Source organism: Ralstonia sp. 25C, from assembly GCF_051904805.1.
In the GTDB taxonomy this organism is placed as follows: Bacteria; Pseudomonadota; Gammaproteobacteria; order Burkholderiales; family Burkholderiaceae; genus Ralstonia.
In genome coordinates this window covers 3893664-3907205 of sequence record NZ_CP196737.1, presented here as the reverse complement: position 1 = coordinate 3907205, position 13542 = coordinate 3893664, and the positions used below count along the sequence as shown (strand labels likewise).

Here is a 13542-nt window from a genome sequence, read left to right as displayed (position 1 = left end):
CTGGAAATGCGCTTGCCGAGGCTGAAACAGGCGTTTTACAGCGAAGTTGCCGAGCGCGCGGCCTGTTCGTACAGCCCCGTCAGCACGCGCAGCAGGCGCGCCAGCTCGCCAATCTCGGCATTTTCTTCACCGCTGGGCGAAATATTGCTGGTCAGGCACTGCTCGCGGATCTCGCGGTAGCGGGCGCAGGCCTTCTCGCCGGTCGGCGTGGTGGTGTAGGTGACTTCCTTGCCGTTGCGCGTGCCTTCCACCAGCTCCATCCCCTGCAGCTTCTTGAGGGAATACGTGACGAGGTGGGTATCTTCCACGTTCAGCACAAAGCAGATGTCGGCCAGCCGCTTGGCGCGGCCCCGGTGGTTGACGTGATGCACCACCAGCACATCGAGGAAGGTCAGGTCGCGCACGCCAGCAGCCGCCATGCAGCGCACGCACCAGCGGTTGTAGGCGTTATACGCCGTGTTGAGCGCGAATTCGAACTCCGACAACTCAGGGCTGCGCGCCGACACCAGATGCGACGACGACACAATCGGCCCGCCGGGGCTTCCCGCCTTCCCCGCCTCATTGGCTGCAGATTGCGGCAGATCAGCTTTCGGAGTGTTCGGCGACTTGGACATTGCAACGGGCTAGGAAGGGACCGGGAACGCCGGCTATTGTATGAGAATAGATCGTCATGTCTGTCCCGGTTTCTCCGTAGTCGCCATGTCCGCACACTCTTCCTGGCGTGAAATTCTGATCGACGGTGCCCTCGCCGCGCACCACGGCGCCGACCTGCTGTTCGGCACAACAGGCGTTCGCGCGCTGGAAGCTGCCGCCTACCGTTCGCTCGAACCTTTTACCTTGATGGCCCGCGCTGGTGAGGCCGCTGCGGACTGGCTGCAAACGCGCGCGCCACATGGGCACCTGCTGTTCGTCGCTGGCCCCGGCAACAACGGTGGAGACGCCCTCGTCGCCGCAACGGTGCTGCATCTGGCAGGCCGTGCCGTCACCGTGTGGCTCGCCGCCGACCCGGCCAAGCTGCCCGACGACGCCCGCCGTGCCTGGACCGAGGCCAGCGCTGCGAATGTCCCCATCGAAGTCCTGCATACCCCCGCCTCGTTGCCAGCAGCGGCCACCGCCATCGTCGATGGGCTATTCGGCATCGGGCTCGCGCGGCCATTGACCGGGTTGCACGCGGCATTGGTCGACACGCTCAACGCCAGCGGCCTGCCGGTGTATGCGCTGGACATCCCTTCGGGGCTGAACGGCGACACCGGCCAGCCACCCGCACCGGATTCGCCTGTGATCCAGGCGCGCGCCACGATCACGTTTCTCGCCTTGAAGCCCGGCTTGTTGACCGGCAACGGCCGCGATGCTGCAGGCGATATCGCACTGGCCGACTTACAAGCCGCGCAACCGGCGTACGACGGCGTGATCGAGGCGGACGCGCTCATCAATACACCGGCGCGCTGGCTCGGGCACGTGCCGCGCCGGCGGCATAACGGACACAAGGGCACCTACGGCAGCGTGGCGGTCGTCGGCGGCGTGCCGGGCATGGTGGGGGCGCCGCTGTTGTCGGCACGCGGGGCGCTGTACCTGGGTGCGGGCAAGGTGCACGTGGTGTCGCTTGCCGCCGACGCGCCGCGCGTCGATGCCGTTCAGCCTGAACTGATGCTGCACACGTGGGGCACGCTCAACGTTGGCGACATGCAAGCGCTGGCGGTTGGCCCCGGCATGGGCACCGGCAAGGAGTCAGAAGCCGCGCTCGAGCATCTGCTGGATCGCATGCTGTCGACCCGCACACCCGCCGTGTTCGACGCCGATGCGCTCAACCTCTTTGCCAAGGTGCCCGCGCTGCTTGCACGCCTCACTCAGTTGGCGGGGAGCGGCGTGCCATTCGTGCTGACGCCGCATCCACTGGAAGCCGCACGTCTGCTGCATACCGATGCGCACAACGTGCAGCACGATCGGCTGGCCGCAGCCAAAGCGCTCGTCAACCGGACCGGTGCGGTCGTGGTGCTCAAGGGCTCAGGCACGATCATCGCGGCGCCCGGCATGCCGCCCGCCATCAACCCCACCGGCAATGGCGGGCTCGCCACCGGCGGCACTGGTGATGTGCTGACCGGCATGATCGGTGCGCTGCTTGCGCAAAGCATGCCCCCGCGCGAAGCCGCGCTGGCCGCCGTGTGGCTGCACGGCCGCGCGGCGGATGACCTCGTCCACACGGGTGAAGGCCCGATCGGCCTGCATGCCGGGGAACTGTGCGCACCCGCGCGGCGCGCACTCAACGCATTGCTCGCGTCAGAAACTCGCCGATAGAAAACGACCATATCGCACCGTTATACTGCGCATTCGTTTTCCTAGGTCGAACTCATCCCCATCACGCCGTATGCCCATCGCCCTCCCCGCCTGGCAGTCCCTGACGCAACATGCAGAATCGATTCGCTCGGCGCATATGCGCGATTGGTTTGCCGCGCCGGACGCTGAGGAGCGGGTGCGCGCCTTCACACTGGAAGCCGCGGGCCTGACGGTCGACTACTCGAAAAACCGCATCACCCCCGAGACGCTCACCCTGCTGCTGCAACTGGCCGATGAAGCCGGCGTACTCACGCTGCGCGACGCCATGCTGCGCGGCGACCGCATCAATAACACCGAGCACCGCTCCGTCCTGCACGCGGCCCTGCGCGGCCATGCCGAAGACGACTTCCGCGCCGATGGCGAACCGGTCATGCCGGAAGTGCTGCGCGTGCGTGCCCAGATGCGCGACTTCGCCAACCGCGTGCATAGCGGCGCGTGGACCGGACACTCCGGCCAGCGCATCACGGATGTGGTGAACATCGGTATTGGCGGCTCGGATCTCGGCCCGCGCATGGTGTGCCGCGCGCTCGAGCACTTGGCAGTGCCGCAGGTGCGCGTACATTTCGTCTCCAACGTCGATGGCACGGACCTGGCCGAAACACTCGACCACCTGAACCCGGATACCACGCTCGCCATCGTCTGCTCCAAGACGTTCACCACGCTGGAAACGATGGCCAACGCGCACAGCATGCGACGCTGGTTTGTCGAGCACGGCGTGGCGGAAGACCAGCTCAAGCATCACTTCGTCGCGGTCTCCACCAACCGCGAGGCCGTTGTCCAGTTCGGCATCGATCCGGACAACATGTTCACGTTCTGGGATTGGGTTGGCGGGCGTTTTTCGCTGTGGTCGGCCGTGGGGCTGTCGATCGTGCTGGCGATCGGGCCGCAGCAGTTTGAAGCGATGCTCGATGGCGCGCGGGCGATGGATCGCCACTTCGCCACAGCCGCGCCGCGCGAGAACCTGCCGCTCATTCTCGGGATGCTGTCGGTGTGGTATCGCGGCTTCTTTGATGCGGCAAGCGCCTGCACGGTGCCCTACTGTGCGCCGCTGGAACTGCTGACGGATTTCATGCAGCAACTGGAGATGGAGAGCAACGGCAAATCCGTCCAGCGCACCGGCACCGCCATCGATACCGACACCGGCCCCATCGTCTGGGGCACGGCCGGCACCAATGGCCAGCACGCCTATTTTCAGTTGATCCACCAGGGCTCGCAGATCGTGCCGGTGGATTTCATCACCACGCTGGAGCCCGTGCGCAGCCTGCCCGGCCATCACGCCAAGCTGCTGGCCAACTGCTTTGCGCAGGGCGAGGCGCTGCTGCTCGGCCGCACGGCAGATGAAGTCCGCGCGGGCGGCGTCACAGACGAAGCGCTGGTGCCGCACATGGTGTTCGAAGGCAATCGCCCGAGCACGACCATTCTGATGGAGCGACTCGACGCCGCGTCATTCGGCGCGCTGATCGCCTGCGCAGAACACCGCACCTTCGTGCAAGGCGCGGTGTGGAACATCAACTCGTTCGATCAGTGGGGCGTGGAGCTTGGCAAGAAGCTCGCCAAGCCGATCCAGGCGGAGCTGGAAGGCGCACCCGCCTCTGTGGCGCACGATGCATCCACGGCGGCGCTGATCCGCCGCGCCAAGGCCGCGCTTTAAACGTTCAAAGCTCGGTGACGGTCTCGTCGCCGACCAAGTGACCCGCTTCGATGGTCAGAATGCGGCTGCAACGTGCCGCGACGGAGCGATCATGCGTCACCAGCACGAGCGTGGAACCGGCACTCCGATTCAGCTCGAACATCAATGCGATCACAGCCTCGCCGGTGGCGGTGTCTAGACTGCCGGTCGGCTCATCAGCAAAGAGGATGTCGGGCTCGGTCACGAACGCTCGGGCCAACGCCACGCGCTGCTGTTCGCCGCCCGACAGCGTCTTCGGATAGTGTGACAGCCGCGCGCCCAAGCCGACGCGCTCCAGCAATGCCGTAGCACGGCGACGCATCTCGGCAGCGCCAACATCGCCGCGCAGCTCCAGCGGCAGCATCACGTTCTCGAGCGCCGTCAGATGCGGCAGCAGCTGGAACGACTGGAATACGAAGCCGACGTGGCTTCCGCGCACCGCGGCACGGCCGTCCTCATCGAGCTTGAACAGATCATTCCCCAGCAACTTGACTGAGCCCGATGTCGGCAAGTCGAGACCGGCGAGCAACCCGAGCAGCGTCAACTTGCCCGACCCCGACGCGCCGACAATGGCCAGCGTCTCACCCGCTTCCACGCGGAAGGCAACATCGCTCAGAATAGGCAACTCGCCAGTTGCATCGCGCACGGTCTTGTGCAGCGAATCGACTTCAATCACCCAGGTAGCGGAAGACGACATGATTGGACAGGTAGGTAGGAAGAGGCGCTTCATCCAGGCACTGGCTGCTGCGCTCGGCTGCGCAGTGTTCGGCATGCCGATGGCACAGACAGCAGCGGCACAGGCCGCGCCGGCATCGCATCGCGTGGTGGTGCTGGGCGACAGCTTGTCTGCGGGATACGGCCTCGCGCAGGGCACCGGCTGGGTCGCACTGCTCGACAAGCGCCTCAAAGAACAGAAGCCCGATTATAGCGTTGCCAATGCAAGCATCAGCGGCGACACCACGGCCGGCGGGCGCTCGCGGCTGCCGGCCGTTCTGACGCGCGAGAAGCCTGCCGTCGTGATCCTGGAACTGGGTGCCAACGATGCGCTGCGTGGCCTGTCGCTGGCGTCGAGCGAAGCCAATCTGAAGGCCATGATCGAAGCCTCGCAAGCGGCGGGCGCGAAGGTACTGTTGGTAGGCATGCGCATTCCGCCGAACTACGGGCCCGATTACAGCGAGCGTTTCTTCGCCATGTTTGGCAAGCTCGCGCAGCGGTACAAGCTGCCGCTGGTGCCCTTCCTGCTCGACGGGGTGGTGCAGCGCGCGGACTGGTTTCAGGAAGACCGCATCCATCCGATCGCCCAGGCGCAACCCACCATGCTGGATAACGTCTGGCCCAAGCTGGAACCTCTGCTGAAGGGCCGGGTCGGAGGTTGACGGCCCGCCCGCGCCAGCTTGCTCACTAGAAGCATCACGTATCAGCGCTGCGCTGGGTGTCGGAGCCGCATTTCACTCGGGGGAACATCATGAAGCTTCTGACAAGCACGCTGCGTGCGGCACGCGACAACAAACGATTCCTGGTCGGCATGTCGTTGCTGTTCGCCTTCCGCGCCTGCATCGCCGATTGGTCCATCGTGCCCAGCGGCTCGATGAATCCGACCCTCATCGAAGGCGACTACGTCCTGATGAATCGGCTCGCTTACGGTGTACGCGTACCCGCCACCACCGTCTGGCTCAAACGTGGCGACGAGCCACGACGCGGAGATGTCGTCGTCTTCTCTTCTCCCGAAGACGGCACGAAACTGGTGAAACGCCTGATTGGCCTGCCCGGTGATGTGGTCGAAATGCGGGGCGAAGCGCTCTACCTCAACCACCAGCGCATCGCTTATACCCCCCTGCCGGACGTCGCGCCTGGTGCGTTACCGCAAGCCACGGCCATGCTGCAGCATGAACTCTGGTCCGAAGCGCTGCCCGGCCGAGCCCATCCAGTGATGGTCTTGCCTGAAGTGCGCGCGTTGCGCAGTTTCGGTCCGATCACCGTGCCACAGGACCACTACCTGATGCTCGGCGACAACCGTGACAACAGCCGGGATTCGCGCTACTTCGGCCTCGTCCCGCGCGAGAACCTTATCGCCCGCGCTTCGCACGTGGCACTGTCGTTCGATCCGGACCACTGGTATCTGCCGCGCATTGCGCGCATCGGCAAGCCGCTGGACTGAGTGAAAGCGCACACAAAAAAGAAGCCCCCTCACAGTGAGGGGGCTTTTTCGTCAGGCTAACTACGGCGCGTCGGGATCAGTCTTCCGCCGTATTGGCAGGCTTGGCACTGTCAACCACGCTGCTGTTGATCTTCACCTTCGCGCGCGCCTTCAGGGCGTCGTAGTAGGCATTGAAATCCGCTTGGCCAGCAGCCTGCGACAGTTGCTGCGCATCGGCGGTGCGGCGAGCCTGGTCCACATTGGCCGGCGGCAGTACCTTGTTGATGCGATACAGCGCATAGCCCTGCGCACCCAGGTCCACGCCGATGGTGGTCGGCAGCTTGCCGGCATCGGCGCGTAGGATCGCCGTCAGCGCTGCGGGCAGCGTGCCCTGCGCTTGTTGGCGCGAAACCGTCTGTGCTGCGCTGAAGCCCTCTGCGCTGTTGCTCTGCTTCACGGCAGCCAGCTTCTCTTCGCCAGCCTTCTTCGCCAATACTGCAGACTGCTCGGCGATCACCTTCGCCTTCACCTGCTCGCGCACATCGGCCAGCTTCTTGACCGTTGCGGGACGGTACTCCGCCGCGTGCGCGGCCACCAGCGTGGTCGGGCCAACCTGGATCGCCGCCGTGTTGCGATGGTTCTTGATCACGTCGTCAGCAAACAGGGCCTTGAGCACCTTGTCGTTGCCGATCGGGCTGTTGGCCAGCGCGGGGTTCGGCGTGCGCGTCACGTTGTCGACGGTCTGGATCTGCAACTTGAGCTTGTCGGCCACCGGCTTCAGGCTGTCGGCCTGATCTTCCACCGTGTTGGAGAACGCTTCCGCCAGTTCCGAATACTTCTTGTTGGCCAGTTGCGTACGCACTTCGCGCTCAAGCTCCGGCTTGACGGCTTCCAGCGGCTGCACACCGCCGCCCTTCACTTCTTCCAGCTTGATGATGTGGAAACCGAAATCGCTCTCCACCACATCGCTGATGTCGCCCGGTTGCTTGAGTGCAAACAGCGCGTTTTCGAACGGCGGCACAGTCGCACCCTTGCCCAGGAAGCCGAGCTCACCACCCTGCGCGGCCGAGCCCGGATCGCCGGAGTACTTCTTCGCCAGATCAGCAAAGCTCGCAGGGTTCTTGCGCACTTCGGCCAGCACTTCCGCGGCCTTTTTCTTGGCAGCATCCTTATCGGCCGGTTTGGCGTTGTCCGGCAGTTTGATCAGGATGTGCGCGGCGCGGCGTTGCTCTTCCAACTTGAAGCGCGCAGCGTTCTGGTCGTAGTACTCCTTGAGCTGCTCGGGTGTGACCGGAATCTGCTTCATCATGTCTTCGCCCGAAAACACGACGTACTCGGCCTTCACCTGCTCGGGCACCGTGAACTCCTGCTGGTGCGCGTCGTAGTAAGCCTGGATAGCCTTGTCATCAACGCTGACCTTGGCTGCGTAGTCCGCCGGTTTGAACAGCAGTGCCTGCACTTCGCGCTGTTGATCGCGCGCCTGAATCAGGCGATCCACCAGGGACTTGGGCACGAACGCCGTCGAGGCGATGGACTGGGGAATCTGCTGCTGCGCCAGCTCAAAACGCAGATTGCCCTCCAACTGCTCGGGGGTCATGTTCTGCGCGGCCAGCAGTTGCACATAGGCTTGCTGATCAAACGAGCCATCCGGCTTGCGCAGCGCGGCCACGGCCGGAATCTCCAGAATGGTGTCGCGAATCTTGTCGTTCGAGACGCTCAAGTTTGCGCGCGCGACTTCGTTAGCCAGCACGCGCTGCTTGATGATGCCGTCCAGCACGTCACGGCGCATCTGCGGACCTTCAAACTGGCGCGGATCATATTGCGCGCCCAGCATCTGACGCAGACGCTCGGTCTGCTCACGCACGCGATTGTCGACCTCGGTGGTGGTGATGACCTTGCCGTCGACCTTGGCGGCGTCATGCGAGCTGTCCATGAAGCTCGAATAACTTTGCACACCAAAGAACACGAACGACGGGAACACCAGAATCAGCAGCACCAGAAACATCAAGCGCCGATGCGTACGTACGAAATCAAGCATGCTGAACGGAGTGAGGATGAGATGGAAAATCCGCTGATTCTATCAGGGCTGGCGATCACCCCGGTTAATCGATGGAGTCGGCCGCGTGATTCATTTCGCTCCGTCGATCCAGGACGTAACGCCGCAGCACGTCCAGCGCATCACGCAACGTCGCTGCGAGCGCAGGATGGCGCGCAATACCAAGCGCATCGAGCCCGCTGCCAAGCACCGGCAGCGTGACAGAAGCGTCCGACACAAGGTCTGCGGACATGACCGACAGCGTTTCTTTGAGCGCTGCATCGGCGTGCACCGCGCGCGGCGATGCATTGAGAACAGCCGTTGGCTTGTAGACGAAGGCCTCGCAACCGACAACCCAGTCCAGCGCGTTCTTGATCACGCCCGTCACGCCATGCGCATATTCCGGGCTGGCAATCATCACAGCGTCTACTGCGATGAGTTGCTCTCGAAACGCCTGCACCGGAGGCGGAAGCGGATATTCGGTATCGGGATTGAACAGCGGAAATTCGCCGAGCCGCGCAAACGGCACGACGGCGATTCCAGCAGGCGCCACTGCAGCGGCGGCCGTTAGCACGGCGGTATTGATGGACGCGGCCCGCAGGCTGCCGGAAATGGCCAACACTCTGATGGTTTGCATTACCTCGCCCTAACGAGGGCCGCCAAACAAGCGCGCGCCGTGTCAACCGCAGAAAAGACAAAGGCCCGAACAAATCGGGCCTTTGCAGTGTTTTGGCGGAGCGGACGGGACTCGAACCCGCGACCCCCGGCGTGACAGGCCGGTATTCTAACCGACTGAACTACCGCTCCAGATTGGGTCGGACCACCCGACGCAGAAGCGGCAATACGAACGATGGTGGGTGCTGAGAGGCTCGAACTCCCGACCCGCGCCTTGTAAGGGCGCTGCTCTACCAACTGAGCTAAGCACCCGTTCGTACTGCCGGCGTGAGCCGGACTGTCCGGCGCTTGCGATTCGTTGTCACTCGAATCGTGAGCACCAAAGCCCGCTAGTTTAGCGCATCTTTTAGCGCTTTGCCAGGTTTGAATTTCGCAACCTTGCCACCTTCGATGGTGATGGTCGCTCCGGTGCGTGGATTACGGCCGTTACGCGACGATCGCTTCCCCACCAAGAACGTGCCGAAGCCGACCAGCGTGACCGACCCGCCATCGCACAGCGCGTCTTTGATGCCGTCGATCAGCGCGTCGATTGCGCGCCCGGCCGCAGCTTTGGACATATCTGTCTGCGCCGCTACATGGTCGATGAGATCCGTCTTGTTCATCGTGCCACCTCCCCGAACACCCGCTTAGTGTGGATTCATTAAAGTGGCCGCCTATCGACGTGTCAAGGCGAAGAACCGACTACACCTCGCCGCCCATGGCGCAATGAAAAAGGGCCCGAACACTGTCGGGCCCTTCTTCAACCTAGGCAGGCTACGGCATCAATGATGCACCATCTCCTGCGACTTCCCGTCATCCGTTTTCGCGGCTTCGGGTGCCGGCTTGGCTTCCTCTTCCGGCAGCGGCTCCGGCTTGCGCACCAACGCGAGCTCCAGCACCTTGTCGATCCAGCGTACCGGCTGAATCTCAATGCTGTTCTTCACGTTGTCCGGAATGTCCGCCAGGTCCTTGACGTTCTCTTCCGGAATCAGCGCCAGCTTGATGCCACCGCGGTGTGCGGCCAGCAGCTTTTCCTTCAGGCCACCGATCGGCAGCACTTCGCCACGCAGCGTGATCTCACCGGTCATCGCCACATCGGCACGCACCGGAATACCGGTCAGCACCGACACCAGCGCCGTCGTCATCGCAATACCTGCCGACGGGCCGTCCTTGGGCGTCGCACCTTCGGGCACGTGGATGTGGATGTCGCGTTTCTCGAACATCTCATCCTTGATACCCAGACGCGTCGACCGCGAACGCACCACCGAACGCGCAGCCTCGACCGATTCCTTCATCACGTCGCCCAGCGAACCGGTGCGGGTGATGTTGCCCTTGCCCGGCATCAGCGCGGCTTCGATGGTCAGCAGATCGCCGCCCACTTCCGTCCACGCCAAACCGGTTACCTGGCCCACCTGGTCTTCCTTGCCGGCCAGACCAAAGTCGAAGCGACGCACGCCCAGGAATTTGTCCAGGTTGTCCGAATCCACCTTCACGGACGTACCCGCTTCCTTCTTCAGCAGCAATTGCTTGACGACCTTGCGGCAGATCTTCGAGACCTCACGTTCCAGCGAACGCACACCAGCTTCACGCGTGTAGTAGCGGATGATGTCGCGCAGCGCGGCTTCGGTCACCTCGATCTCGCCTTCCTTCAGACCGTTGTTCTTGATCTGCTTAGGCAGCAAGTAGCGACGGGCGATGTTGACCTTTTCATCTTCCGTGTAGCCCGACAGGCGGATCACTTCCATCCGGTCCAACAGCGGCGCCGGAATGTTCAGCGAGTTCGACGTCGCCACGAACATCACGTCCGACAGGTCGAAGTCCACTTCGATGTAGTGGTCCTGGAACGTGTGGTTCTGTTCCGGGTCCAGCACCTCGAGCAGCGCCGACGACGGATCGCCGCGGAAGTCCGCGCCCATCTTGTCGATTTCGTCGAGCAGGAACAGCGGGTTGCGCACGCCAACCTTGGTCAGGCTCTGCAGAATCTTGCCCGGCATCGACCCGATGTAGGTACGACGGTGGCCGCGAATTTCAGCCTCGTCACGCACACCACCCAGCGCCATGCGCACGAACTTGCGGTTCGTTGCACGCGCCACGGACTGCCCAAGCGAAGTCTTCCCCACACCCGGCGGCCCCACGAGGCACAGAATCGGCGCCTTCAGCTTGTCGACACGCTGCTGCACTGCGAGGTACTCGAGAATGCGTTCCTTCACCTTCTCCAGACCATAGTGGTCCTGATCCAGCACCTGCTCGGCATTCGACAGGTCGTTGTTGACCTTGCTTTTCTTGCGCCACGGCAGGCCCACGAGCGTGTCGATATAGTTGCGCACGACCGTTGCCTCAGCCGACATCGGCGACATCAGCTTGAGCTTCTTGAACTCGGAGTCGGCCTTCTTCTTGGCCTCCTTCGGCATGCGAGCGGCCTTGATCTTCTTGTCCAACTCTTCAAGATCAGCGCCTTCTTCGCCTTCGCCCAGTTCCTTCTGGATGGCCTTGACCTGCTCGTTCAGGTAGTACTCGCGCTGGCTCTTCTCCATCTGGCGCTTGACGCGGCCACGGATGCGCTTTTCCACCTGCAGAATGTCGATCTCGCCTTCTAGCTGCGACAGCAGGCTCTCCAGACGTTCGGTGACATTGAACATCTCGAGAATCTTCTGCTTCTGCTCAAGCTTGATCGGCAGATGCGCGGCGATGGTGTCAGCCAGGCGACCCGGCTCGTCGATGCCCGACAGCGAGGTCAGGATCTCCGGCGGGATCTTCTTGTTCAGCTTCACGTACTGATCGAACTGCGAAACGATGGCGCGACGCAGCGCCTCGGTCTCAGCCGATTCAGTAGGCTCCGGGCCGACAGGCACCGCTTCGCAGAAGAAGTGCGATTCGTCGTCGGTCACAGACAGGATGTTGGCGCGTTGCGTACCTTCGACCAGCACCTTCACGGTGCCGTCCGGCAGCTTCAGCATCTGCAGAATGTTGGCGATACAACCGACCTCGTAGAGGTCCTTGTCGGTCGGCTCATCCTTGGCGGCGGTCTTTTGCGCCACCAGCATGATGCTCTTTCCCGCTTCCATCGCAGCTTCCAGCGCCTTGATGGATTTAGGGCGCCCCACGAACAGCGGGATCACCATGTGCGGAAACACCACCACGTCACGCAGCGGCAACAGCGGCAGGCGAATCTGCTCAGCGGGTAAAAGTTGGGTTCCGGACATTATTTTCCCCAGAAAGTCATGTAAGGGCTAAATTGGGCGCAGCGGCGGTTTTACAAGACCGCCGCTGCAAGTCGCATGCCGGCCCGGTTTCCCGAAGCAAAAAAGCCGCTCGCGTGCGAACGGCTTCCTGCTTGGGATGCTTACGGCACATCCCGGCCGGGCATTCGCATCAGAACCTGTCCACGATCACAACCAATGGCTGAACCGTGAATGGCTCTCAGTTGGAACCTGCAACCTTGGGCTGCTCTTCGTAAATCAGCAAGGGCTTGCCGTCACCGGAGATCGTGCTTTCATCGATCACCACCTTCTGCACGCCCTTGTGGTTGGGGAGGTCGTACATCACATCCATCAGCGCGTGCTCAACGATCGAACGCAAACCGCGCGCGCCCGTCTTGCGCTTGATCGCCTTGCGGGCGATTGCCGTCAGCGCGCTGGGACGAATTTCCAGTTCCACCCCTTCCATTGCCAGCAGTTTCTGATACTGCTTGACGATTGCGTTCTTCGGTTCGACCAGAATTTCCATCAGAGCCGCTTCGTCCAGCTTGGCCAACGTCGCCACCACAGGCAGACGGCCGATCAGCTCGGGAATCAGGCCAAACTTGATGAGGTCTTCCGGCTCCACCTCAAGCAGCACTTCGCTGACCTCGCGCTCTTCCTTACTCTGCACCTCAGCACCAAAACCGATACCAGTCTTGTCCGAGCGCTGCACGATGATCTTCTCCAAGCCATCGAATGCGCCACCGCAGATGAACAAGATGTTGGTGGTGTCAACCTGCAGGAAATCCTGATTTGGATGCTTGCGACCACCTTGCGGTGGCACCGACGCCATCGTTCCTTCGACCAGCTTGAGCAAGGCTTGCTGCACGCCTTCCCCAGAAACGTCCCGGGTGATGGACGGGTTGTCAGACTTGCGCGAAATCTTGTCGATTTCATCGATGTAGACGATGCCGCGCTGGGCCTTGTCCACTTCGTAATTGCAGTTCTGCAGCAGCTTCTGGATGATGTTTTCGACGTCTTCGCCCACGTAGCCGGCTTCGGTCAGCGTGGTGGCATCAGCGATAACGAACGGCACATTCAGCAGACGTGCGAGCGTTTGCGCAAGCAGCGTCTTGCCCGAACCGGTCGGCCCGATGAGCAGGATGTTGCTCTTGGACAGCTCGACATCGTCCTTCTTGCCGAGGTGCTTCAGACGCTTGTAATGGTTGTAGACCGCGACCGCCAGAATCTTCTTAGCCTGCTCCTGACCAATCACATATTGGTCCAGGCTTTGGCGGATCTCATGCGGGGTGGGAAGGTCGGACTTGACGGCCAGACCACCTTCCTTTTCGGAGATGGCGGCTTCGTCCCGGATGATCTCGTTGCACAGGTCGATGCATTCATCGCAGATGAAGACCGAGGGGCCGGCAATCAGTTTCTTGACCTCATGCTGGCTCTTGCCGCAGAACGAGCAATACAGCAGCTTTTCGCCAGTCGAGCCTTTCTTGTCCGCCATAACGATTACCAGTAGTTC

At 62.5% G+C, this 13542-nt stretch carries 11 protein-coding genes and 2 tRNA genes; 4 read left to right on the top strand and 9 right to left on the bottom strand.

Annotation, left to right across the window (positions count from 1 at the left end; all coding sequences use genetic code 11):
• Nucleotides 1-35 precede the first annotated feature (35 nt).
• Nucleotides 36-614: a winged helix DNA-binding protein gene (locus ACS7SF_RS18190; protein ID WP_439891032.1), complete on the bottom strand. Its 579-nt coding sequence runs from the start codon at nt 612-614 to the stop codon at nt 36-38.
• An 85-nt stretch (nt 615-699) separates the two neighbouring features.
• Here ACS7SF_RS18190 and ACS7SF_RS18185 point away from each other — a divergent pair, with 85 nt between their 5' ends.
• Together ACS7SF_RS18185 and pgi are read left to right on the top strand one after the other, a co-directional pair.
• Entirely contained in the window at nt 700-2295 is a 1596-nt protein-coding gene (locus ACS7SF_RS18185) for an NAD(P)H-hydrate dehydratase (protein ID WP_439891031.1), read from the top strand.
• 70 nt (nt 2296-2365) lie between these two features.
• Nucleotides 2366-3985 carry a glucose-6-phosphate isomerase gene (gene pgi / locus ACS7SF_RS18180; protein WP_439891030.1) on the top strand — a complete coding sequence of 540 codons (1620 nt, stop codon included), beginning with the start codon at nt 2366-2368 and terminating at the stop codon, nt 3983-3985.
• Nucleotides 3986-3989: 4 nt separating this feature from the next.
• On the opposite strand, the gene ACS7SF_RS18175 is transcribed toward pgi, so the two are convergent.
• Entirely contained in the window at nt 3990-4700 is a 711-nt protein-coding gene (locus ACS7SF_RS18175) for an ABC transporter ATP-binding protein (RefSeq protein WP_439891029.1), read from the bottom strand.
• A 73-nt stretch (nt 4701-4773) separates the two neighbouring features.
• On the opposite strand from ACS7SF_RS18175, the gene ACS7SF_RS18170 reads away from it, so the two are divergent.
• Nucleotides 4774-5379, top strand: a complete 606-nt coding sequence (locus ACS7SF_RS18170) for an arylesterase (RefSeq protein ID WP_439892799.1) — start codon at nt 4774-4776, stop codon at nt 5377-5379.
• A gap of 89 nt (nt 5380-5468) precedes the next feature.
• Nucleotides 5469-6161: a signal peptidase I gene (lepB, locus tag ACS7SF_RS18165; RefSeq protein ID WP_439891028.1), complete on the top strand. Its 693-nt coding sequence runs from the start codon at nt 5469-5471 to the stop codon at nt 6159-6161.
• A gap of 76 nt (nt 6162-6237) precedes the next feature.
• On the opposite strand, the gene ACS7SF_RS18160 is transcribed toward lepB, so the two are convergent.
• From ACS7SF_RS18160 to clpX, 7 genes are all read right to left on the bottom strand, one after another.
• Nucleotides 6238-8178: a SurA N-terminal domain-containing protein gene (locus ACS7SF_RS18160; RefSeq protein WP_439891027.1), complete on the bottom strand. Its 1941-nt coding sequence runs from the start codon at nt 8176-8178 to the stop codon at nt 6238-6240.
• A gap of 64 nt (nt 8179-8242) precedes the next feature.
• Nucleotides 8243-8812, bottom strand: a complete 570-nt coding sequence (locus ACS7SF_RS18155; protein ID WP_439891026.1) for an NADPH-dependent FMN reductase — start codon at nt 8810-8812, stop codon at nt 8243-8245.
• Nucleotides 8813-8905: 93 nt separating this feature from the next.
• Nucleotides 8906-8982 (bottom strand) — tRNA-Asp (locus ACS7SF_RS18150).
• A 44-nt stretch (nt 8983-9026) separates the two neighbouring features.
• Nucleotides 9027-9102 (bottom strand) — tRNA-Val (locus ACS7SF_RS18145).
• A gap of 77 nt (nt 9103-9179) precedes the next feature.
• Entirely contained in the window at nt 9180-9452 is a 273-nt protein-coding gene (locus ACS7SF_RS18140; protein WP_426398509.1) for an HU family DNA-binding protein, read from the bottom strand.
• Nucleotides 9453-9611: 159 nt separating this feature from the next.
• On the bottom strand, nt 9612-12032 hold the full coding sequence (gene lon, locus ACS7SF_RS18135) for an endopeptidase La (protein WP_439891025.1): 2421 nt from the start codon (nt 12030-12032) through the stop codon (nt 9612-9614).
• Nucleotides 12033-12249: 217 nt separating this feature from the next.
• The gene (gene clpX / locus ACS7SF_RS18130) at nt 12250-13524 is read right to left on the bottom strand and encodes an ATP-dependent Clp protease ATP-binding subunit ClpX (RefSeq protein WP_439891024.1); all 1275 of its coding nucleotides are present in this window, start codon (nt 13522-13524) and stop codon (nt 12250-12252) included.
• Nucleotides 13525-13542: the final 18 nt, after the last annotated feature.

What these genes read in the sequence shown, in the direction of transcription:
- ACS7SF_RS18190 (WP_439891032.1), bottom strand. Translation starts at nt 614, where the DNA reads ATGTCCAAGTCGCCGAACACTCCGAAAGCTGATCTGCCGCAATCTGCA.
- ACS7SF_RS18185 (WP_439891031.1), top strand. Translation starts at nt 700, where the DNA reads ATGTCCGCACACTCTTCCTGGCGTGAAATTCTGATCGACGGTGCCCTC.
- pgi (WP_439891030.1), top strand. Translation starts at nt 2,366, where the DNA reads ATGCCCATCGCCCTCCCCGCCTGGCAGTCCCTGACGCAACATGCAGAA.
- ACS7SF_RS18175 (WP_439891029.1), bottom strand. Translation starts at nt 4,700, where the DNA reads ATGTCGTCTTCCGCTACCTGGGTGATTGAAGTCGATTCGCTGCACAAG.
- ACS7SF_RS18170 (WP_439892799.1), top strand. Translation starts at nt 4,774, where the DNA reads ATGCCGATGGCACAGACAGCAGCGGCACAGGCCGCGCCGGCATCGCAT.
- lepB (WP_439891028.1), top strand. Translation starts at nt 5,469, where the DNA reads ATGAAGCTTCTGACAAGCACGCTGCGTGCGGCACGCGACAACAAACGA.
- ACS7SF_RS18160 (WP_439891027.1), bottom strand. Translation starts at nt 8,178, where the DNA reads ATGCTTGATTTCGTACGTACGCATCGGCGCTTGATGTTTCTGGTGCTG.
- ACS7SF_RS18155 (WP_439891026.1), bottom strand. Translation starts at nt 8,812, where the DNA reads ATGCAAACCATCAGAGTGTTGGCCATTTCCGGCAGCCTGCGGGCCGCG.
- ACS7SF_RS18140 (WP_426398509.1), bottom strand. Translation starts at nt 9,452, where the DNA reads ATGAACAAGACGGATCTCATCGACCATGTAGCGGCGCAGACAGATATG.
- lon (WP_439891025.1), bottom strand. Translation starts at nt 12,032, where the DNA reads ATGTCCGGAACCCAACTTTTACCCGCTGAGCAGATTCGCCTGCCGCTG.
- clpX (WP_439891024.1), bottom strand. Translation starts at nt 13,524, where the DNA reads ATGGCGGACAAGAAAGGCTCGACTGGCGAAAAGCTGCTGTATTGCTCG.